The organism is Treponema putidum, from assembly GCF_000755145.1.
Taxonomy (GTDB): domain Bacteria; phylum Spirochaetota; class Spirochaetia; order Treponematales; family Treponemataceae; genus Treponema_B; species Treponema_B putidum.
The window spans coordinates 1,954,251-1,975,022 of record NZ_CP009228.1 but is presented as its reverse complement, the minus strand read 5'-3'; the positions used below and the strand labels follow the sequence as shown (position 1 = coordinate 1,975,022).

Annotated in this window: 23 protein-coding genes and 1 pseudogene; 12 read left to right on the top strand and 12 right to left on the bottom strand. The window is 35.2% G+C overall.

Annotated elements, in window-relative coordinates; genetic code table 11:
* Positions 1 to 63 precede the first annotated feature (63 nt).
* From JO40_RS08985 to JO40_RS14200, 6 genes are all read left to right on the top strand, one after another.
* Entirely contained in the window at positions 64 to 642 is a 579-nt protein-coding gene (locus JO40_RS08985; RefSeq protein WP_044979042.1) for an MptD family putative ECF transporter S component, read from the top strand.
* A 615-nt stretch (positions 643 to 1,257) separates the two neighbouring features.
* Positions 1,258 to 2,256, top strand: coding sequence for an ORF6N domain-containing protein (locus JO40_RS08975; RefSeq protein ID WP_044979040.1), 999 nt, complete (start codon positions 1,258 to 1,260; stop codon positions 2,254 to 2,256).
* Positions 2,229 to 2,426 carry a thioesterase family protein gene (locus JO40_RS15350; RefSeq protein WP_420864568.1) on the top strand — a complete coding sequence of 66 codons (198 nt, stop codon included), beginning with the start codon at positions 2,229 to 2,231 and terminating at the stop codon, positions 2,424 to 2,426. The genes JO40_RS08975 and JO40_RS15350 overlap by 28 nt, the downstream gene beginning before the upstream one ends.
* A gap of 20 nt (positions 2,427 to 2,446) precedes the next feature.
* Complete coding sequence (locus JO40_RS08970; RefSeq protein ID WP_044979039.1) at positions 2,447 to 2,809, top strand: nuclear transport factor 2 family protein; 363 nt, start codon at positions 2,447 to 2,449, stop codon at positions 2,807 to 2,809.
* Between the two features lie 111 nt (positions 2,810 to 2,920).
* Complete coding sequence (locus JO40_RS14205) at positions 2,921 to 3,202, top strand: DJ-1/PfpI family protein (RefSeq protein ID WP_201771178.1); 282 nt, start codon at positions 2,921 to 2,923, stop codon at positions 3,200 to 3,202.
* Between the two features lie 65 nt (positions 3,203 to 3,267).
* Positions 3,268 to 3,489, top strand: a complete 222-nt coding sequence (locus tag JO40_RS14200) for a hypothetical protein (RefSeq protein ID WP_201771177.1) — start codon at positions 3,268 to 3,270, stop codon at positions 3,487 to 3,489.
* An 88-nt stretch (positions 3,490 to 3,577) separates the two neighbouring features.
* Here JO40_RS14200 and JO40_RS08960 read toward each other — a convergent pair whose 3' ends face one another.
* From JO40_RS08960 to JO40_RS08930, 6 genes and pseudogenes are all read right to left on the bottom strand, one after another.
* On the bottom strand, positions 3,578 to 4,009 hold the full coding sequence (locus JO40_RS08960; RefSeq protein WP_044979038.1) for a GNAT family N-acetyltransferase: 432 nt from the start codon (positions 4,007 to 4,009) through the stop codon (positions 3,578 to 3,580).
* Between the two features lie 97 nt (positions 4,010 to 4,106).
* A complete protein-coding gene (locus tag JO40_RS08955; RefSeq protein WP_049992355.1) occupies positions 4,107 to 5,531 on the bottom strand; it encodes an ABC transporter ATP-binding protein in 1,425 nt (474 codons plus the stop codon).
* Positions 5,522 to 6,238 carry an energy-coupling factor transporter transmembrane component T family protein gene (locus JO40_RS08950; protein WP_044979036.1) on the bottom strand — a complete coding sequence of 239 codons (717 nt, stop codon included), beginning with the start codon at positions 6,236 to 6,238 and terminating at the stop codon, positions 5,522 to 5,524. Before JO40_RS08950 ends, JO40_RS08955 begins: the two co-directional genes overlap by 10 nt.
* Before the next feature lie 3 nt (positions 6,239 to 6,241).
* Entirely contained in the window at positions 6,242 to 6,841 is a 600-nt protein-coding gene (locus tag JO40_RS08945; RefSeq protein WP_002685735.1) for an MptD family putative ECF transporter S component, read from the bottom strand.
* A 19-nt stretch (positions 6,842 to 6,860) separates the two neighbouring features.
* Positions 6,861 to 8,605, bottom strand: a pseudogene (locus JO40_RS08940) (ABC transporter ATP-binding protein).
* Positions 8,605 to 10,392: an ABC transporter ATP-binding protein gene (locus tag JO40_RS08930; RefSeq protein WP_044979034.1), complete on the bottom strand. Its 1,788-nt coding sequence runs from the start codon at positions 10,390 to 10,392 to the stop codon at positions 8,605 to 8,607. Before JO40_RS08930 ends, JO40_RS08940 begins: the two are co-directional and overlap by 1 nt.
* Positions 10,393 to 10,591: 199 nt before the next feature.
* On the opposite strand from JO40_RS08930, the gene JO40_RS08925 reads away from it, so the two are divergent.
* Positions 10,592 to 11,539, top strand: coding sequence for a helix-turn-helix domain-containing protein (locus tag JO40_RS08925; RefSeq protein WP_044979033.1), 948 nt, complete (start codon positions 10,592 to 10,594; stop codon positions 11,537 to 11,539).
* 17 nt (positions 11,540 to 11,556) lie between these two features.
* On the opposite strand, the gene JO40_RS08920 is transcribed toward JO40_RS08925, so the two are convergent.
* The 6 genes from JO40_RS08920 to JO40_RS08895 all read right to left on the bottom strand — a co-directional run bounded on the left by JO40_RS08920 (position 11,557) and on the right by JO40_RS08895 (position 17,290).
* Entirely contained in the window at positions 11,557 to 12,348 is a 792-nt protein-coding gene (locus tag JO40_RS08920) for an ABC transporter permease (RefSeq protein WP_044979032.1), read from the bottom strand.
* Positions 12,345 to 13,376, bottom strand: coding sequence for an ABC transporter ATP-binding protein (locus JO40_RS08915; protein ID WP_044979031.1), 1,032 nt, complete (start codon positions 13,374 to 13,376; stop codon positions 12,345 to 12,347). The genes JO40_RS08920 and JO40_RS08915 overlap by 4 nt, the downstream gene beginning before the upstream one ends.
* Positions 13,357 to 14,145 carry an ABC transporter permease gene (locus JO40_RS08910; RefSeq protein WP_044979030.1) on the bottom strand — a complete coding sequence of 263 codons (789 nt, stop codon included), beginning with the start codon at positions 14,143 to 14,145 and terminating at the stop codon, positions 13,357 to 13,359. Before JO40_RS08910 ends, JO40_RS08915 begins: the two co-directional genes overlap by 20 nt.
* Positions 14,146 to 14,352: 207 nt before the next feature.
* A complete protein-coding gene (locus JO40_RS08905) occupies positions 14,353 to 15,105 on the bottom strand; it encodes a hypothetical protein (RefSeq protein WP_044979029.1) in 753 nt (250 codons plus the stop codon).
* A 179-nt stretch (positions 15,106 to 15,284) separates the two neighbouring features.
* Positions 15,285 to 16,214, bottom strand: coding sequence for a helix-turn-helix transcriptional regulator (locus tag JO40_RS08900; protein WP_044979028.1), 930 nt, complete (start codon positions 16,212 to 16,214; stop codon positions 15,285 to 15,287).
* A 149-nt stretch (positions 16,215 to 16,363) separates the two neighbouring features.
* The gene (locus JO40_RS08895) at positions 16,364 to 17,290 is read right to left on the bottom strand and encodes a ribonuclease Z (protein ID WP_044979027.1); all 927 of its coding nucleotides are present in this window, start codon (positions 17,288 to 17,290) and stop codon (positions 16,364 to 16,366) included.
* Between the two features lie 106 nt (positions 17,291 to 17,396).
* On the opposite strand from JO40_RS08895, the gene JO40_RS08890 reads away from it, so the two are divergent.
* The 5 genes from JO40_RS08890 to acgM all read left to right on the top strand — a co-directional run bounded on the left by JO40_RS08890 (position 17,397) and on the right by acgM (position 20,756).
* Positions 17,397 to 17,846 carry a GNAT family N-acetyltransferase gene (locus tag JO40_RS08890; RefSeq protein WP_049992354.1) on the top strand — a complete coding sequence of 150 codons (450 nt, stop codon included), beginning with the start codon at positions 17,397 to 17,399 and terminating at the stop codon, positions 17,844 to 17,846.
* 373 nt (positions 17,847 to 18,219) lie between these two features.
* On the top strand, positions 18,220 to 18,837 hold the full coding sequence (locus tag JO40_RS08885) for a 4Fe-4S binding protein (RefSeq protein ID WP_044979025.1): 618 nt from the start codon (positions 18,220 to 18,222) through the stop codon (positions 18,835 to 18,837).
* 91 nt (positions 18,838 to 18,928) lie between these two features.
* Positions 18,929 to 19,261: a winged helix-turn-helix transcriptional regulator gene (locus JO40_RS08880; RefSeq protein WP_044979024.1), complete on the top strand. Its 333-nt coding sequence runs from the start codon at positions 18,929 to 18,931 to the stop codon at positions 19,259 to 19,261.
* Positions 19,262 to 19,343: 82 nt separating this feature from the next.
* On the top strand, positions 19,344 to 19,610 hold the full coding sequence (gene acgA, locus JO40_RS08875; protein ID WP_044979023.1) for an ACGX-repeat peptide: 267 nt from the start codon (positions 19,344 to 19,346) through the stop codon (positions 19,608 to 19,610).
* A gap of 60 nt (positions 19,611 to 19,670) precedes the next feature.
* Positions 19,671 to 20,756, top strand: a complete 1,086-nt coding sequence (gene acgM / locus JO40_RS08870) for a radical SAM/SPASM domain protein, ACGX system (protein ID WP_044979022.1) — start codon at positions 19,671 to 19,673, stop codon at positions 20,754 to 20,756.
* The last annotated feature ends 16 nt before the right edge of the window (positions 20,757 to 20,772 follow it).

Here is a 20,772-nt window from a genome sequence, read left to right as displayed (position 1 = left end):
GATGATAGTCTTAGCTTCAGTTTCAGTTATAAGTATATTTTTAAAATAAAAAGGAGATTCAAGATGAACAACGGCAAATTAAAAGTAAAGGACGTTATCACAGTTACATTATTATCATTATGCAATATTTTGATATTTTCATTGGGTACATTTATGTATGCGACACCAATCACCATTCTTTTAACGCCCGTACTATACTCCCTATTACAAGGAGTAGTTTTTTATGTTATTGGAGTAAAGGTAAAAAAAAGAGGAGCATTTATAATCTATTCTTTTATTCAAGGCATTATTTCATTTTATCCGCCTTATATTTTAATGTTTATCCTCTCCGGTTTAATAGCCGAATTATTACTCTATAAAAAAGGATATGGAAATTTAAAGTATATCGGAATAAGCTATGTAATTCAACAAGCACTTGCATCTATAGGGAGTGTAATTTATCCTTATACAATTGCATTAAATAAGACTCTGGATAAGATGAACGAACAAGAACTGATAGGAAATATTACAAAAGCAGGAAAATTAATTTCCTCATGGGGTGCACTGATTTTATTAATTTTAGTAATTTTTTCTGCAATAATCGGAGCTTATATAGGACAAAAAATAGTAAGAAAACATATTTTAGAAAAATCTATTGATTAGTAAAGAGTAAAAAAATGAAATCTGAAAAAAATTACAGCTTTTTTAAAGAGATGAAAGAGTTTATAAAACCGTATAAGAAAAAATATTATCGGTTTTATTAAGTTCATTTTCCGTGTTATGTGAATTATTATCTTATTCTTTTATAGGCATAATAGCAGCCATATCTTTAGAGGAGCAAGCGATAAAAATACATTGATTACTTTAGTCTTAGTAATAATATGCAAAACAGCAAATGTGATTTTTTTAAATTTTTCCACGCTCATATCACACAAGGCAGCATATTTAACACTAAAAGATATAAGATGTGCAGTTTGCGATAAATTTATTAGAGTACCCATGGGATATTTTGATAAAAACTCCAGCACATTTATTACCGGAAATGACGGCAAATCTAATTATACCGGCAGCGATGATTATTTGGCTCAGTATCATTAATATTAAACTGACAGGAATAATCATGCTTTGGATTATAAATGGAATTTATAAAGGATTGGGAACTCTCAACTGCTTGAAAAATTAAAACTTATAATATAAAATACCAAATAAAGAGGATATTATAAACAGTTTGACATAAATTCGACCTCACTATTTATCTATAATTTATAGGATGTTAATATGGCAAAATTACAAAAAGAACCGATTGTAGTAAATCAAAAAATAATTAAAGAAAAAATTTACACTATACGAGGACAAAAGGTCATGCTTGACTTCCACCTTGCTGAAATATATGGATATGAAACAAAAAGGTTTAATGAGCAAGTCAAAAGAAATATCGAGAAATTCGAAGATGATTTCATGTTTCAATTAACCGATGAAGAAGTACAGATACTTTCAAGGTCGCATTTTGCGACCTTGAACAAAATAAGGGGAAGAGGAAGCAATATCAAATATAATCCTTATGCCTTTACGGAACAAGGTATTTATATGCTTATGACAGTATTAAAAGGAGATCTTGCAATAAAGCAAAGCAAGGCTTTAATAAGAATGTTTAAGCAAATGAAAGACTATCTAATTGAAAACCAAGATTTTATAAACTCTAAGGAACTGGCACAAATAGCAATACAAACAAACCAAAACACTAAAAATATATCTGAAATAAAATCACAAATGGCTACGAAAGAAGAGTTAAAAAAGGTCATGGATAATTTTATTGATCCCGATACCTATAAACACTTTTTGATTATGGATGGAAAGAAAATAGAAGCTGATATAGCCTATCAAAAAATATATAAATCGGCTAAGCATACTGTTTACGTAGTAGATAACTACATAGGATTAAAAACTTTAGAATTATTAAGAGAAACAAAGGAAAATATCACTATCAAAATTTTTACTGATAATATTAAACATCGTACTATGTTGACTGCTTCAATTTTAAAGGATTTTAAAATTGAGTATCCTAATATTTCTCTTTCCTTTCAAAAGACAAAGGGTAAATATCATGATAGATATATTGCAATAGATTATAACACAAAAAATGAAGCAATATATCATTGCGGAGGTTCTTCAAAAGATGCAGGTAATAAAATTACAAGTATTTTGAAGCTTGATGATACAGTACTTTATCATCCGATGTTTGATGAGTTATTATTAAATCCGATATTAAAGATATAGGCAATGTTAAGGTATATTGTAAAAGTGAACTTACAGACATAGAATGGAAAAAACGTATCTTTTCGGTAAAGGTTTATGACAAAATAGGCTTAATCGTAGAAGGAACTCATGAACGCTTTATAGACAACAATGAAAAATTTCAAAAAAAAGCAAATGAAAAGATACAGTAACTATTGTGGAGAAAACACATTTGGATATAAAAAAATTTTGGAAAGCAATTGCGGAACAAGATGCCGAAAAGATACGCTCTTATTTTAATAAAACCGCAACTATCAGATGGCATAATACAAATGAGCAATTTACTTTAGAAGAATTTATCAAAGCTAATTGCGAATATCCCGGCAAATGGGAAGCGGAAGTTGAGAGGATCCAAAAAATAGAGAATCTAATCATTACTGCCGTAAAAGTATTCGGCAACGATACATCTGTTCACGCAACATCCTTTATAAAAATTGAAGATGATAAGATTGTTTCAATGGATGAATATTGGGGAGATGACGGCAAGCCTCCTCAATGGAGACTTGATATGAAAATAGGAACTGCAATTAAATAAGATATGATAATTTATAAAGGAGGTATGATAAACAGTTCGACAAAAATGGTGCCCCTCTGTTTATCTGCCGAGTTTGCCTTTCGGCAAACATCGCATTATGGGAGAAAATAAATGAAAAAAACGGCTGTATTGATTTATGAATCATATTGCAACTTTGAAATTAGTGTTGCTCTTGAAGGTTTAGCTTTAAAAAATAAAGAAATAGTAGTATTCGCCAAGCGGAAAGATTTATTTAAAAGCGAAGAAGGTTTAACTGTATCCCCGGATAAATCAATTGATGAAATAATTATTGATGAATATGACAGTCTTCTATTACCCGGTGCAACTGATATCAGATCTGCAATAGAAGATAAAGATATTTTAAACTTCATAAAAAATTTAAAAATAAAATAATTGGAGCAATATCAATTGCACCTATCTTACTCGTAAAGGCCGACTTACTTAACGGAAAACCATTTATGGCAGGAGTGAATAAAGAAGACTTATTTGAAGAAGGATTTACAGCCGAAGAGCTTGACAAAATGAAAGGGTGGGACGATTGTATAAAAAATCCTGTAGAAGATGGATATATTATAACAGATAAAATAGTTACTTCTATTGCATTTAATTTTATAAAGTTTGGACTTCAATTTTGTAAAATGCTTGACCTTGACATAGCGCCCAAAACTTTTGGATTGTAGTAAATATTTTTATCTATCCTACATCAGAAGAATTATATGATATGAAAGTAAAACTATTAGAACATCTTAAAAAAGCTTAATCATTTTTTTATAAATTCATCCTCATAAAAATATAACCGTTTTCGATATTATCTGAAATATAAAAACCTAATTTTTCCCAAAACTTTTGAGCTTTAAGGTTTTCAACATAAACAGGCACCGAAATTGTTTTTGCATTAAAGACCGATTTTAAATATTCAATACACAAGATTGCAGCATCTTTACCGTAACCTTTATTTTGAAATGTATCGTCAATCAAGAAATTTATTATTTGATAATGCCCTTCACCGACATACAAAGAAACGAAGCCGATAACTTGATCATCATTATAAACGGCAAAAGGTTTACTATCATTTTTATATAACCAAGCTTCAGCAAGTGAATATACAACCGAATCCACAAATTCATCTTTATCAACGGTTGCTTTTAAATTTATACATGCTTGAAAATTATTCTCATCAATTGTTCTTAAGTTAATCATCGAATCTTACTATATATTCAAAACATATATCTGTCAAGACGAGGTTTTATCGTCCGCATGAAAACTTAAAGCACTTTGCAAGTTGAACATACTTACATCATCGATTTTCATTCGTAATATATTTATGATACTGTATTTTCCCCTTACTCATGTATATAATGGTATCAGCGGCTTCTGCGGTAAACTCGATGTCATGTGTGATAACAATAATAGTTTTTCCTTTTTCTGCAAGATACCGGAACAAATCAGCAATGATTTTCATATGGAACCCATCAAGCCCGCTGGTAGGCTCATCAAAGACAATAATATCCCGTCCGCTCAGATAAGCTATTCCAATAAGCAATCTTCGTTTTTGCCCTCCTGAAAGAACCTGAGGATTTGTATCAAGGGAAATTTTTAAATGTAGTTCATCAAGGCAGGCTTTTATTTTTTCATCGGTAAGCCTTTTATTTCCGATTTGAAATTCGTTTCTTATGGAGTAACCGTATAGCTGATAATCTATGTCCTGTCCTACAAAAAAGGTTCTTTGTAATCGCTCTTTTTTCTTTACCGGTGCCGTATCGATATACATACCGCCTTCCGTTTGCTTGTATAAACCGGTAATGATTTTGCAAAGACTGCTTTTCCCCGCTCCGTTTTCTCCTACAATAACATGAACCTTTCCGCTTTCTAAATTGAGGTCAACAGTTTCTAATATGCGATAACAATTTTTTATATAAACAATCCCTTTGCAAGCAGCGAAAGAATTATCCCCATTAACCTTTTTATCTACATTTATTTTAGGTAAATTAAATTGCCTCAGTCCAAGGTTTCTCAAATCAAAATTATTTAAAGAATGTATTTCATGCTTTGAAATGTCTTTTATAATTTGTCCGTCTTTCATTATAATTAAGCGATCTATTAATTTTTTTAAATAATGTAAACGGTGTTCGGAAATAACAACCGTACAGCCTTTTTCTTTGACTCTTTTTAAAAATTCGGCTAATCCGCTTGTCGCCGCACCATCTAAATTCGCCGAGGGTTCATCTAACACAAAGCCTTTAGGTTGTGTACAAAATACGGAACCTATTGCAACTTTTTGCTTTTCTCCGCTTGAAAGATACATCATATCAGTATCTAAAATCTTTTCTATTTCGAGCTCCCTTGCGGCTTCTTCAAGCTTATTCTTCATCAAAACCCTATCTTCACAAGCATTTTCCATAGCAATGACTAATTCATCTTTCACTTTTCTTGCTAAAAATTGACTTCGCGGATCTTGAAACACAGAGCCCCAATATTTTGAAAGCTCACCAATGCTCATATTCTTGGCATCTTTACCATATAACTCATATCTTCCATGTACCGTACCGGAATAAAAATGCGGGCACAGTCCGTTTAATACACGTATAAGGGTCGTTTTTCCGCCGCCTGAAAGACCGGTAATGACAACAAACTCACCTTGATTGACTTTTATATTTATATTATTCAAAATCTGTGTTCTACCGTCATAGGAAAAAGAATAATTTTGCAGTTCTACCGCCATTTCCAACCCCATTTTATTTCTATAATTTTTAGGCAGATAAAACCGGCTAATAACATTACCAATGCAACGCTATCCTTTTTTGTCCACCGAACTTCCGAAAAACTGACAATAGCATTGTTCACCTCAATTCCGCGAGTAAGTGCTGCCGCTGTTATTTCATCCGAAATACGCACGGTTCTGATAAGCAGTGGTATCAATGTTAAATAAAAATTTTTTGGTAAGTGAAAAATCGTGTTTAATAGCGATATTCCTACTCCTCTAAACTTTAAGGCACCCCGTATCGCTTTTAATTCATACTTAATCGTGGGTAAAAATCGTAATAACACAATAACTGAAATACCGAACCCTTTCGGTAAATGCAGCCGATGAAAAACTTCGAGAAGCATTCCCGGAGGTCTATCCGAAATTCCCGACACAAGAGAAAGCGGGATTAAAAGATGCCTTGTAACGGCTGCGAATAGCCATAAAGTTTGAAGTTTTGTTATTCCGACCGTAAGGTGAGAAAACAAAAAGAGCAGCAAAAAAATTAAAACAAAGGTGAATGCCTTTTTGTATTCTCTTTGAACTAAAATAAAAACTATGGAAACAGCAAACGCTGCTATAAAAGTAATTTCATTTTTATATGTCAAAACGGCTATACTGCCGGCAACGGCAAGAAAGAGGTTTACTCTTATATCGGGAATATATTTTTTGTTTTCTGCCGGCATACCTTATTTTTCTACCATTCCGCCGGAAATAAAATATCTATTCAATGCTCGATACCCGATTTGCGTACCCGCAATGGAGCCGATAGCAGTAAGAAGCATACCGATGCCTATATTTTCAGCACTATAAACTGCGAATATCGAATCAATATATTCTTGTGTCAATCCATTTGCCTGTAATCCTGCAATCATCGCATCTTTTTGCAAAAAAATAAGCACATTGGGAGCCAGCATTATCGTCAAACCGAACAGTACATATGCAATAGTTGCTTTTATTTTATTCTTATAGCCGTTGTTCCACAGGATAAGTTCCATAACCAAGCCTGCACCGGCTATCATTGCACTGATAATAATCATACTATTTACAAAAAAATAGTACACGGCAAAAATAAACGAGAATATAAAAGCCGTTCCCAATTTAGGAGCCTTTGCTATCATCAAACAATAAATGATGCCGCACAATACCCCATCGATTCCGCCTACAAACCAAATAACAAATTTTAGATTTGTTATAAACGGCATTAATACTACCGTTTGTATGCCGATCATAATGGCGGTAAGCAATGTAATAAGGACAATATCCTTTAATCCGATTTTCTTATTCATTTGTATTCCTCCCGAAGCTCTATAATGAAATCTTCCATTCTTTTGATTTATTTTGTAAATGCCACAGCCGTGCGTACAGTCCTTGCTTCTCCAGCAATTCGGAGTGTCTGCCTTCTTCCACAATGCGGCCCTTATCCAAAACGATAATCTTGTCAGCGTTCTTTATGGTTTTTAAGCGATGGGCAATCATGATGACGGTTTTATCTTTAACCAAGTTTGATATGGCCTTTTGAACCAATACTTCATTTTTTGAGTCTAAGCTCGCTGTAGGTTCATCAAGTAATAAAATCGGTGCGTTTTTAAGAATTGCTCTGGCAATTGAAATCCTTTGCTTTTCACCGCCCGATAAGGTAGAACCGCCTTCACCTACAATGGTGTTATATCCTTCAGGCAGTTTTTCTATAAACTCATGACAGCCTGCTAGTTTGGAAGCGCGAATCATATCTTCTTCCGTTGCGTTTTTGTTTCCGAACATAATGTTTTCTCTTATGGTGTCATGGAAAAGATAGACCTCTTGCAGTACCATTGAAATATGTTTAAGCCAGTGATCGGGATTTATTTCATTGAGTGAAACACCGCCGATTTTTATACTTCCTGAGTTTACATCCCAAAACTGTGCGATAAGTTTTAATATGGTGGATTTTCCTCCGCCGCTCGGCCCCACAATGGCGGTAAGAGAGTTTTTCTTAAAAATGCAGGATATATCATCAATAACATTTTTCCCTTGTAAATATGAAAAACCCGTATGTTCAAACTCAATATCGCCCAAATCTTTTATTTCTATTGATTTTTCACCGCCTAATTCTTTTTTCCTCATAACATTGTCGATTCTTGTTGCACTGACATACTGCATTCTAAGAATGGCGGTGTACCGAATCCATGTAAGAAGCGGACTTATGATTTTGGTGCCGATAATAATGATACTTAAAAATTCGGTTAAGCCTATTTCGCCGCCGACAATAAGATAGGTTCCGGCAAAACACATAAGCGGAAGCCCTGCCCGTGCAAATGTTAAGGCAAAACCTAAAAAGGAGCCGCCCAATGTTTCTCCCCTTATGCTGATATCTTTTAGGTTTTTGTAGGCATCTTCAAGTTTGGAAAAACCCTTTCCTATTTGATTGTAGCTCCTAAGAATTTTCATACCGGAAAGATATTCATTGAGCGCTTCTGCAGTATTATCTTTTGCCGTTCTTGAGCTTACAATTAAGTTTCCCAATACCTTAAAAGAAATTAAAATAATAATTGCGGAAATCGGGAGTGCAATATAAAAGGCAAGCGCCATTTTCCAATTAAACCAAAACATAAAAACCGATGTTAAGATGCAGGAAAAAACAACACCGAACAATCCCGTAAAAGTGCCGACCATACCCTGCTCAATCGCTAAAAAATCTCCGGTAAATGTATTGATAAGTTCTCCGGAACGGGTTTTAGAAAAAAACCGAGCGGTAATCTTTTTATTTTTTGAATAAAGTCTTTTTTGTTCTGTGCAGAGTTACGGGCACCGGGAAGAAAGGTTTTTAAAAAGGTAACCGTACTGACCGTCAACTGCAAAAGGAAAAAACCTGCAAGCCAGAGGGCTATATTCCAATATCCCTTATCAAAGATGATTGCAGGATTATTAAAATATGTAATAAAAAGATTAATTGCAAAATAAACCGCTACTGCCGGAAAACCGACGGTGAAGCCTTCCAAAAAATACCATATCACCGGTTCCGTCATTTGTTTGGGATGCCCCATTGTAAATTTTCTTATAAGTTCTTTCATTACAGTTCACCTCCCTTGCTTGCTATTTCCCATGTTTCCGCTTCAAACTGTAAATTCCACAGCGTTTTATATGCTCCGTCTTTTTCCATAAGGCTTTTGTGCGTGCCTTCTTCTATAATTTTTCCTTCTCTTAAAACGATAATCTTATCCGCATCCATAATGCTTTTCAGCCGGTGCGCAATGACAATGACCGTTTTATCTTTAATAAGATTTCTAATTGCTTCCTGTATCAAGTTTTCATTTTCCGCATCGGTATAGGCCAAGGTTTCGTCCAAAATAACTATTTTAGAATCTTTTAAAAAAGCCCGTGCTATCGAAATCCGTTGAGCTTCTCCGCCTGACAGCTTTATATTCCCCGAACCAATTAGGGTGTCATATTTATCGGGAAGGTTCATAATAAAATCGTGGCATCTCGCCTTTTTCGCCGCTTCGATTATTGTTTCATCGGAGCAGTTTTTATTCATCGAAATATTGTTTCGTACCGTATCCGAAAAGATATGAGTGTCTTGGAAAACAAAGGCGATTTTTTCCATTAAGTCTTCCGTATCAAAGCTTTTTATATCCTTTCCGCCGATCTTTATACATCCTTCATGCACATCCCAAAACCGTAAAAGCAACTGCCCTATGGTGGATTTTCCGCTTCCCGATTCTCCGACCAAAGCAGTCATCTCATTTTCATTACAAGTAAATGAAACGGTATCAAGAGCTTGCTTCCGTAAGGGGTCTGCCTCACTTTGATACGAAAATGAAACCGAATCAAAATGCACCGCCGCACCCTTTTCTTTTTCCTCATTATTTTTTGCTTTAAAAACGGGCTCATTTAAAATACCGTCTATCTGCACAAGGCCTGCTTTTGCAAAGTTGATTTGATTTGCATAATCTATACAGGTTAAAAGCGGGTCGTACAGTGCAGGTACGATAATCAATGCCATAATAACCGATAAAACCGTATCTCCTGCAGGATTTTTAAAAATCAAAAAACCGCCGACCGGAACGACAAAGCTAAGAAGAGATAGGATAATACTTTTATACATGCTCATAAAAAAAGCGGATCTTTTATAATTGGTTATTTCCCAGTCAAGACATCCGTCAAGGCTGTGCTCCAAATTTTTTGATATGCCGCCTGCCCGTCCAAACAGTTTTACTTCCGCCATTCCTTTTACATACTCTGAAAAATGACCGGTAATATCTGCCGAAAGTTTCATATAGTTTGCATATCTTTCTTTTGCTTTTTCTCCGCCAAAAATCAAAGCCTGAAAGAAAAAGGCAAGCACCACCGAAATGAGCACCGTAATTGCCATAAGCCAATTAAGATAGGCAATTCCTAATAAGAGTAACACCAGCACAACAAAGGAACCCGTCAAATCAGGCAGCATGTGAGCGATAACCCCTTCTAATTTTTCGATATTTTCATCCATTATTTTTTGAATGGAGCCGCTTGTGTTTTTGGAAAAAAAGCCGAGCGGTAATTTTCCTAAATGTTCCATCAGCTTAATTCGATACCCATATAAAATTTTAAATGCCACTCTATGGCAGCCCAAACTGCCTAAAAATGAAAAAATTAAATTACATAAAACGGCAGCACCTGCAACCATTATCCAAAAGAAAACGCCGTCCCTTTCTCCGCCGGTTAAAAATATTTTGCCTATAAAATATACCGATATATAGGGAACGGCATTGCATAACATTCCTACCGTAGATAAAAAAATGCTTGCAATAAGAAACGGTTTTCCTTTATTTGAATAATAAAAAACACTGTCGAATATTCCTTTTGATTTTTTATTCACAAAATGCTCCATTTCAAAAAACTCGGTTAGTCATCGCTAACTTATTTTACTACCTTATTCTAGCCGTTATAAGAATTTTTGTCAACAAGAATTTCTTCAAATAAGAAAGAAAATATAAAAATACTTGACTTTTTAAGTCAAATATACTATTATAATCTTCAAATAGAACAGAAAAACTTTAAAAAGAGAAGAGGTAAACATGCGTACGGTTGAAGATTATTGGGAGGACTTTGAACATTTCGGCTTTATCAAGCATTTAAAAGATGGAAGAAGGGATTATATATTGGATGAAGAAAAAGGCTCAGGCGGTTTTTCCATCTTGGGAGATACCGAAACGGCTGTGGCGACTATTTCCGATTGTACACTGTACCGGCCTCTTGTTATCAAGGCGGATAATGTAAATGAAAGAATTATCGAACTTGGGCAATATTACACCGGGCTCGCCTCCTATTATGAAAAAAAAGAAAAGTCTTGCGAATTTGAATACGGGCTTAATGCCTATGTCAATACTTTTAGTTTTTACGGATATAAGAGGATTGAACCTCATGTACGGTTTATCAATATAGGTTTCGGCTTTCGGGAAAAGTTTTTTTCTTCTTTGCCTATCACATTGGAAGAGGATTTTTTTGAAAGAGCAGCATGCGTACTTAATCCCGAACCGATTGTCATTCCGAAAATAACCGCAATTTGCAACAGTCTTAAAGAATGTACATTGGAAGGAGGAGCTTTAAAGCTCTATATTCAAGGTAAATGTTTGGAAGTTTTTTCTCTTCTATATGATTATATTTATAAAGCAAAACCGGCAATAAATGTGCACCTTTCTCAAAAAGACAAGGCCGTCCTTAAAGAAGTAAAAACTTTTATAGAAGAACACTTTGCAGATCATGTTACGATTGCCGAACTTGCCAAAAAGTTTGCCATCAATCAGCAAAAACTGGTAACCGGTTTTAAAGATTGTTTTAACGCGACGATAAACGGATACACTCAAAAAATAAGAATGACAAAGGCCCTCGAACTCCTTTATGATGATAGCTTATCCATTATAGAAATAGCACAAGCGGTCGGCTATTACGGAGACGGCTATTTTCAAAAAGCCTTTAAGGAAACCTACGGCATTACTCCAAGCCGGATGCGGAGGGATTTGTAATTTGATTTTTATACATACTATCCTCCATAGGCGGAATAGATTTTCATTCCTCTTTTCCATACTATTGTACAGAAAATAGCAAGCAGCGTTATCCAGCCTAAACTTTTACATAAGGAAATAAAAGCGGTGCATAGCGGAACATCATCGAGTAAAAGGCTTACCGGAATATGGGAAATAAAGGCAAAGGGTAAGTTCTTTAAAAGACTAAACACCGATTCGGGTAAAAGGACAAGCGGAAAAATAATACCGGCAGAAATATTTTTAAGTACCCGTATCGATGTATAGAGTGAAGAAACACGCGAAAAATAAAAACTATAGAGTGCTATCAAAAAATCGATTAAAAAATTGATGAGATAACCTGCGATCAAAAAGAAGACAAAAAATAAAGCCTTCCATAATGATAGTGTAAACACAAAATATCTTTGCAGCAAAAAATATAAAACCGTAATCGGAATTGCATTCATAACAATGAAAATAAAACGATGAGGTAAATCGGAAGCAAGTTGATACAGTGCATAATTATACGGTTTTATAAGATACTGATTGAGTGTGCCGAGCCTTATATCATCGGAAATTTTAAATACGGAAACCGTTGAAGTAATATTGTAGGTTATCAAAGTCAAAAAGTAATACGATAATATACCGTTTGCTTTAAAAGGTATATCTTTACTTTGATAACTGACGGCAATCCATAACAATACATTAACTGTAAAAGGAAACAGTGAAAATAAAAATCCGGAAATAAAATTAACTCTATATTCCAATCGATTTGCCAAACTTATTTTAAAAACTTTGTAATAGGAGCTCATAGTATGTCCTCACTCGATGTATACAATCTTCTGATAACATCTTCCATCGAAATATTTTCAATGGTAATATCACTTAACTCTTCAATAAAATCATTGGAAATATTTTTTAATATATCCAAACTCGCAGTTGAGTCAGCAGAAATTTTAACCGTATCTTCTGCAGTTTTTTCTGCAAAAAAATTACCTTTTTCTTGCAAGGTTTTTATAATTTTATCCGCTTGCAAGAATTTTAATTTTAATATAAAATATTTTTTATTTAAAAATTCATTTTTAAAGTTAATAAAAGAATCGGAATATATTTTTTCTCCCTTATTTATTAAAATCAATTCCGTACAAAGGGAAACAATATCGTTAAAATTATGACTTGTCAGTATGAGGCTTGCATGATATTTATTGCAATAATGTTTTAGAAAATCCCTTATGTTATATTGCGTAATTATATCAAGGCCTATTGTCGGTTCATCAAGAAAAATAAGTTTCGGTTTGTGAATTAAAGCCGCTATCAATTCCATTTTCATTCTCTCTCCTAAAGACAGTCTTCTCACCTGAACATTCACCTGTTTTTGTACGCCGAGTATTTCAATCATTGTGTGCAGCGTCTTTTTGTAATCGGCATCTTCAACCTCGTAAATGGTTTTATTAAGCTCAAAAGAATCAACGGCAGGCAAATCCCACCAGAGCTGACTCTTGTTTCCCATCACCATCGAAATTTGCCTAAGATATTCTTTTTTCTTTTCAAAAGGATTGTGCTGTAAGACGGTAAGGCTTCCTTCTGTCGGCAATATCAAACCGGATAACATTTTAAGTGTTGTCGTTTTGCCTGCACCGTTTAAACCGATTAAGCCCGTTATCGAACCTTGAGCAATTTCAAAGAAAAGATTTTTAACCGCAGGTTTATATAGTTTTTTACGTTTAAACAAATTTTTAATACTGCCTTTAAGTCCCGCATCTTTTTGATAATATGCATAACTTTTGCAGATATTTTCTGCAACAATAATTTTTTCGTTACTAACTGCCCGATCCGACATAACGCCTTACTCCTTTTTTAAAAATAAAATTCGATAATAAAAAAAATATAAAACTTGCCGCAAAAGAATATAGAATATAACCAATGGATAAGTCTTTAACGGCAAACAAAATAGGAAAATTAAAACATACAAACAGCGGAATGACAAAGATAAGAATTTTTTGAAGCAGCCGCGGATATATCTGCATAGGTTTATTTCCGATGGTAATCAGCTCGGAACCTATGCCCATAACAATATCCATCCGCATAAACCAAAAAGCCAAACTCATCAATATAAACATAATCGAATAAATCAAAAAAAAGCCGTTCAACGAAAGTAAAATATACAGTAATAATTTTAAAGGAGTCATCCGTATATTCAGTTTTATAAAACAATACATCAAACCGGTAATATTTATGATAATATTTTTTATTTGCGGAATATCGAACTCATTAAATGAAATAGTAAAACGCTGATTCAATGGTTTTAATAATATAAAATCCAAGGTGCCGGTATTAATCATTTCGGGCAATCTTTTTAATCCAGGCACTATCAAAAAAGTAAAAACGGCATCCATAAGTCCGCCTTGAAAGGTCAGCATCAGCATTCGGTACTTATCCCAGCCGTTTACCGTTTCGGTATGAATAAAAATCGTATCTATAAAAATGAGATACATAAAGAGCCATACGAGTTCAAAGGTTCCGCCGCTTATAAAATTGAACTTATATTCCATCAAGTTCATAAGAGAACCTTTAAAATAGGCTTTTAATATTAAAAGATATTTTTTCATCACACTGTATCCGTCCAAAAATAATCTATACCAAATACATTATCACAGGACGGCGACAGCTATATGTCGTAATTAGATAAAAACTTTTGAGAAATTTGTATAAGCTCCGCCAGATACTCTTTGGCAGGTACAAGGTTTAAGTTTTTCATTATAGAGCTAAAGGTTATATGGTAAAGATCAATTAGAGTTTTAGAAAAAATCTATATTTTATTCTTTAGCAGCATCTAAAATTCGTTCAATATTATAATAATTTTTTTCTACCAATCTAAAATCCTGTATACTTATTGCTTTTCTTATTTCAGACATTATTGAAGGTTGATCTGTTTCTTTTATTTTATCCCCAAATATTTTTTCACATTTTAGTACAAAAAAACAATATTGTAATACAGCTAATTGTAAAGCAGTTTTTTTTACATCAAGTTTCAATTCTAAAAAAATAGATGTAACCTCAGCCGGAAGCGAATCATTTTCCAGTGTCTGTAAAATATCTTTAATGTTTTTATTCTTAAAAAATAAAGACCAGTCGGTTTTATCCAATTTTGAAGTTAATGTATGGTAGTTTTTTAGAATATTATTAATACTACCTAAAGACAATTTCATATTTTTTTGAGCCTCAATTTCGATAAGAGCCTTTGCAAATTCCTGCTCTGCCCGTTTTTTTTCTGCTTCTGCTTTTTTAAATTCTTGTTCGGCTCGTTGTTTCTCCGACTTTGCTTTACCCAACTCACGCTCTGCCCGTTTCTTTTCTGTCTCTGTTTTCTCAATTTCCGTTTTCGCTTTCATATACGGTTCTAACCAGTTTTCAGTAAGATCTTTATACAAAATCTCATATAAATTAAATAAATTGACATCGCTGGAATCAGGATATAACACGAGCAGTTGTTCTTCAGCATTCAAATTTACAAAAAACAACATAAAAAATAAAAGTATTACAAATATTAGTATTATCTTTTTTTTCATAATTTTCCTCCTATGAAGAATGAAAAAAATGATTTTTACGGTAAGTGTCTACCATAAAATAAAAGAATTAAGTATTTCCAGTTTTTGTAATTGTCTCATAGTTTTCCTATTATGTCAATATAAAAATCTAAAAATCTAAAAAAAGTACTTTTTTATTTATTTTCAGCAAAACACAGAGTTCAAAGAAGATTTTTGTCGTAATTAGATAAAAAAGTTCCAGCGGTTTTTATAAGCTCTTCTTTATAATCTTTTGGAGAAACGACGGTTACAGCATCTCCGAAGCTAAGGAGTAAGGCCTTCCACAGCCGTTCTTTTGCAGGAACATGAATATGGGTTTTACATTTTTGAGACGGCAGTTTTTCGATAACGGAGTCGGGAAAGTATTCTTCGATGAGCGGAATTTCTTTTTCGGAAAAAATAATTTCTATATCGATGCAGGTTTTATAATACGCCAGCTCGGCTTCTTTCATTCTTTGTTGTATATCGCCGTGTTTTATAAAAGATTTTTCTTTTGAGATGACCAGGTTTTGCATCCGAGCAACCTTAAAGGTTCGATACTCTTTTGTTTCTTTAACATATGCAAACAAATACCATGCATACCATTTATAATGAATTGCAAGGGGCTCCGCACAAACATGCGAAGTTTTTCCTTCGGAATTGCGGTAATCGAAAACCATATAGTTCTTACCGCCGATAGCTTTTTCCAAAAGCATATTGGAATCTTGCGCTTTTTTATTTTCTTTTGTAACACTAAAATCCCAAAAAACTTTTTGCCCGCCCTCTTTTTCGATAATGGCATTGTATTTTTCGATTAAGGAATTGAGCTTGTCATTTGTATATGAAGTTGCAAGACTTTCCAAAGCACTTATAATAATTTGCTGTTCGCTGTTTTTGATGTTGATGTTTTTTATTTTATAATTTTCCAAAACGGCATAGCCGCCGTACCTTCCACCCAAGGTATATACGGGTATACCGGCTTCGGCTATGCTTACCATATCACGCTGAATAGTCCTGACCGACACATCAAAATACTCTGCCAAATATTTTGCGGAAACCTTTTCATGATTCAATAAATATATGATTATTTCGAGGATGCGTTCAAGTTTCATTTTCTAAATATGCAAATTTTACGCATTCAGAATATAAGAAAAATATACTGTTGTCAAGAGACCATTTTTAAACTGTCAATGACTTATTTAAAAGCATTGCAAATTAAATCTAAAGAAAACTGATAAACTTCGCATACTTTAACAAACTTCTAATCTTCATATTCCAGTTGAATATTCATTCTGTCTTTTGAAAGGATTGTTTCGGGGAAAACTTCTCTGGCATGATCTAAAAGAACTTTAAGCTCATTATCGGTGTACCTCGGACTGTAATGAATTAGGGCCATCTTTTTTACCTCAGCATCTTTAGCTATTTGAGCCGCCTGAGTGCATGTCATGTGTTTTTTTTCGGCTGCATCTTTTTCCATTCCCTTTTCAAACATCCCTTCGCAAACAAAAAAGTCGGAATGTTTGACCTCTTGAGCAATGGAGGATAAATATTTTGTATCGGTTACAAAGCTGAATTTTCTGCCCTTTCTTTTAGGGCCCATAACATCTTCTGGCCGGACTGTTTTTCCGTCGGCTGAGGTTACTTCATTTCCGCCTTGGAGCTTTGACCAAAGAGGGCCGCATGGAACATTTAAGGCTCTTGCAGCTTCTGGATTAAATTCCCCCGGCCTTTCAAACTCTTCAAATGTGTATCCCAGACAGGGTTTTGTATGATCCAGCCAAAAAGAGCGTACCTGAAATTCGCCGGTAGAATAAACGACACCCGGCTCCTTTATTTCTTTTACGATAATCTCATAATTGATATACATATCTAAAACTTTCCGGCTAGTCTCCACATATTCGGCAACCTTGGGAGGCCCTATTATATAAAGAGGTTCATCCCTATCAACTTGAGATGAGAGCATTAGAAGACCCGGAAGACCGGTTATATGGTCGGCATGGGTATGGCTTATAAAAATAGCATTAATCCTTTTCCAGCGCAAATTAAGGCGGCGCAGGGCAACCTGAGTCCCCTCCCCGCAATCAAACAAAAACAAATCGCCCTCACGGCGAAGCAAAACCGATGTTAAATGTCGATATGGAAGCGGCATCATTCCGCCGCAGCCTAAAATAAAAGCTTCAAGATTCATTGGAAACCGATTATAAGCTATTTTTTACAAAAAAGCAAGGCATTGAAAAAAGTGCCGGACTTATGTAGAATACCAAATAATTATTTTGAACTTAATGAGGTCTTATTTGGAATATAAAAAATTAACGATTGAAGATATTAACAGTATAACGCAAATTTATATTAACTACTATAATAACATTGAAAACGGCTGCTGGACAAAAGAAAAGGCCTGTAAAAGAATCTCTCAACTTATTACGATTAGCGATTCAATGTGTCTGGGTATGTATAAAGAAGAATTATTGATAGGTTTTATTTTAGGATATTATAAACAATTCGATGATTTATTAGCATATTTTTTAGATGAAATAGTAATAGACACAAACCATCAAAATAAAGGATACGGCACATCACTAATAAAAGCCATGGAAGATATTGTTAAAATAAATGGTGTCACACTTATAGAACTATCAAGTGTGAATGATAAAGCACATATACATTTCTATAAAAAATCAGGATTTTATATTGCCGATAATTTTATTCCAATGGGAAAATTTTTAAAGGAAACAAACATCTAAAAGCCTCAATTTTTCGATGTTTGTCTTAGATTTATTCGCCTTTGTTTTTAATCCAATAGCCGCAGTCTTTATCCGTCAGCACCAGCATGTTGTTGAGATATAAGCAGGCTTGTTCCTCCTGCCGGTTTATGGTATAAACAAAACCTAAGGAGAAATGAAATTGAACCTTATAAAAATCAGATGTACTTTTATGTAAACTGCGGCTTAGTTTTTGCACAAAAATGCGTAAATGAGATATGTATTATAGGGCATCTGTAAAAACTGAGGTTTTTAGATGTCATCTATAAAGAATGACAGGCAAATAGGCGGTTACAAAAAAGTGCGTTCTTGTTTTATGTATGAAATTATTTTAAAATAATTACAAGGAGAAATTATGGATGCAAAAACTTGTTTGGAAAAGTTAGAATATGTAGGTGTGCTTGCCTTTGCAACCGTAGATGACAACGGAAATCCGCAGGTACGCAATATCAGTGCCATTCATTATGAGCCGGATGCGTTGTATTTTTTTACTGCCAGAGGAAAGGATTTTTGCAAAGAATTGCTTTCTGATGGCAGGGTACAAATTCTCGGCTATACAAGATATAAAGAGATGATCCGTCTGTCGGCAAAGGCCGTGCCGGCGGAGCAAGATAAACAAAAATATTGGATTGACACAATTTTTTCAGAGCAGCCCTATCTTTCCAATGTCTACCCCGGAAACACACGGGATATCGGAATTATATTTGAAATCCGCAATACGAGTATTGAATATTTTAATCTTGGCGTAAATCCGATTTTCAGAGAAAGCTATGTGATCGGCAGCGGTAAAATCACGGCAAAGGGATACACCATAACGGATTCCTGTATCGAATGCGGAACATGTACACAAAACTGTCCTCAAAACTGCATTACGGAGGGCCAACCCTTTGTTATCCAACAAGAGCATTGCCTCCACTGCGGCAGCTGCTACGAAAATTGCCCTGTGCAAGCAATAGTTAAACTAAATGCATAAAAGAGGCGCTAAAACAGAGCATTTCGTTTAACTTTTACAGCATGATAAAAATCCGAAGAAAGATAATCACAAATTTGAAAAAGGCAGGGATATGAAAAAGAAAGAAGATTTACCTGACTGCCCCGTAGCAACAACGTTACAAATACTCGGCAGTAAGTGGAAACTGTTTATCATCAGGGACTTGCTTGTCAGACCTTGGCGGTTTAATGAACTAAAGAGAGACCTTAACGGCATAAGCCAAAAAGTTCTGACGGAAAGTCTACGCTCAATGGAAGATGACGGCATTATCATCCGGTGTGAAATTCAAAGTGAGCCGCTGAAAGTAGTTGAGTACTCGCTTTCTCCTTTAGGAGAAACCCTACGCCCTCTCCTCACCGAAATGCAGAAATGGGGGAATTATTATAAAGAGTATATAGCCAAATAGGCGGTTACAAAAAAGTGCGTTCTTGCATTATTTTTCGAATTACCCTATATTATTCATATAATACTTTGTAATGGAGGCTAATATGGCACTTTCAAACTTGGCTGATTGGAATCAAACAACCGCAAGTCCCGAAAAGGGATCTTCGTGCGGCTCTGCATGCGGGGCAGAAAAACCTGCAAAACCGGAAAAAAAGCCTGCGGCATGCGGTTCTGCTTGTGGAGCTGAAAAACCGGCAGACCCCAAAAAGAAACCCGCAGCGTGCGGTTCTGCTTGCGGGGCTGAAAAACCGGCAGACCCCAAAAAGAAACCCGCAGCATGCGGTTCTGCTTGCGGAGCAGGCGGAAAATAATCCATTTGTAGACTAGAGCGGACGGTAGATTTTTCGCTGCTGTCCGTTTTTTTTACTACCATGGCTCAACAGTATTTTGCCTTTCAGTGGCATATCACCGACGAATGCGACCAACGCTGTAAACATTGCTATATCTTTGCGGAAGGACATCCCGCTTTAGTAACGATGAACCGTGAACGGATGGAGCATGTTTTTTATAATGCGTTGGAATTTTGCAAAACATTCAATCGTCTTCCCTATTTTTATATCACAGGCGGTGATCCGATTCTGCATCCTCACTTTTGGGATTTGCTTTCGCTTATGAAAGCCCATGACATTCCTTTTACCCTTATGGGAAATCCCTTCCATCTGACGGATGCCGTATGTAAGAAAATGCGTGAGTACGGATGCGATAAATATCAGATGAGTATCGACGGTATGGAGCACACGCATGATTGGTTCAGAAAACCTGGCAGTTTTAAAACAACTCTGGAAAAAATCAAAGTTATCAATGATGCCGGCATAACAAGTGTGATTATGACAACAGTCAGCGGTACAAACATCGATGAAATTCCGGCGATAATCGATGCCGTTGTCGCTGCCGAAGCACAGGTGTATGCGTTTGCAAGGTATGTTCCTACAAGTGACGGCAAGGGCAACGAAGAAAGCGATTGGTATATCGCTCCTGAACGGTACCGGGATTTTCTTGAAAAGATTGATGATATCTACACCGCTTATGAAAACCGGGACTGCAAAACCTATTTTAATAGAAAAGATCACCTATGGACGCTTTTCGACTATGAACACGGCCGATTAACATTGCCCCCTAACACTCCTGCACATAACGGTACTTCGTCCAATCAGGATGAATTGATTATTTACGGCGGCTGCAACTGCGGAAACTGTCATATCACCATTTTACCTACCGGCGATATTTACGCCTGCCGCCGAGTTGCAAACAGCTGTGTAGGAAATGCCTATACCGACCGGCTGAGTGATGTATGGACAGGAACACGAATGGAAGCTTATCGCGACTACGGAAAATTCAGCAAGTGCTCAAAATGCGAACTGCTCCCGTACTGCCGCGGATGCCCTGCCGTTGCGAGCGGAAGCTGCGGCGGAGATTTCTACGCCACCGATCCCCAATGCTGGAAAAAAGTTACATGAGGAAAAAATTTTTTAG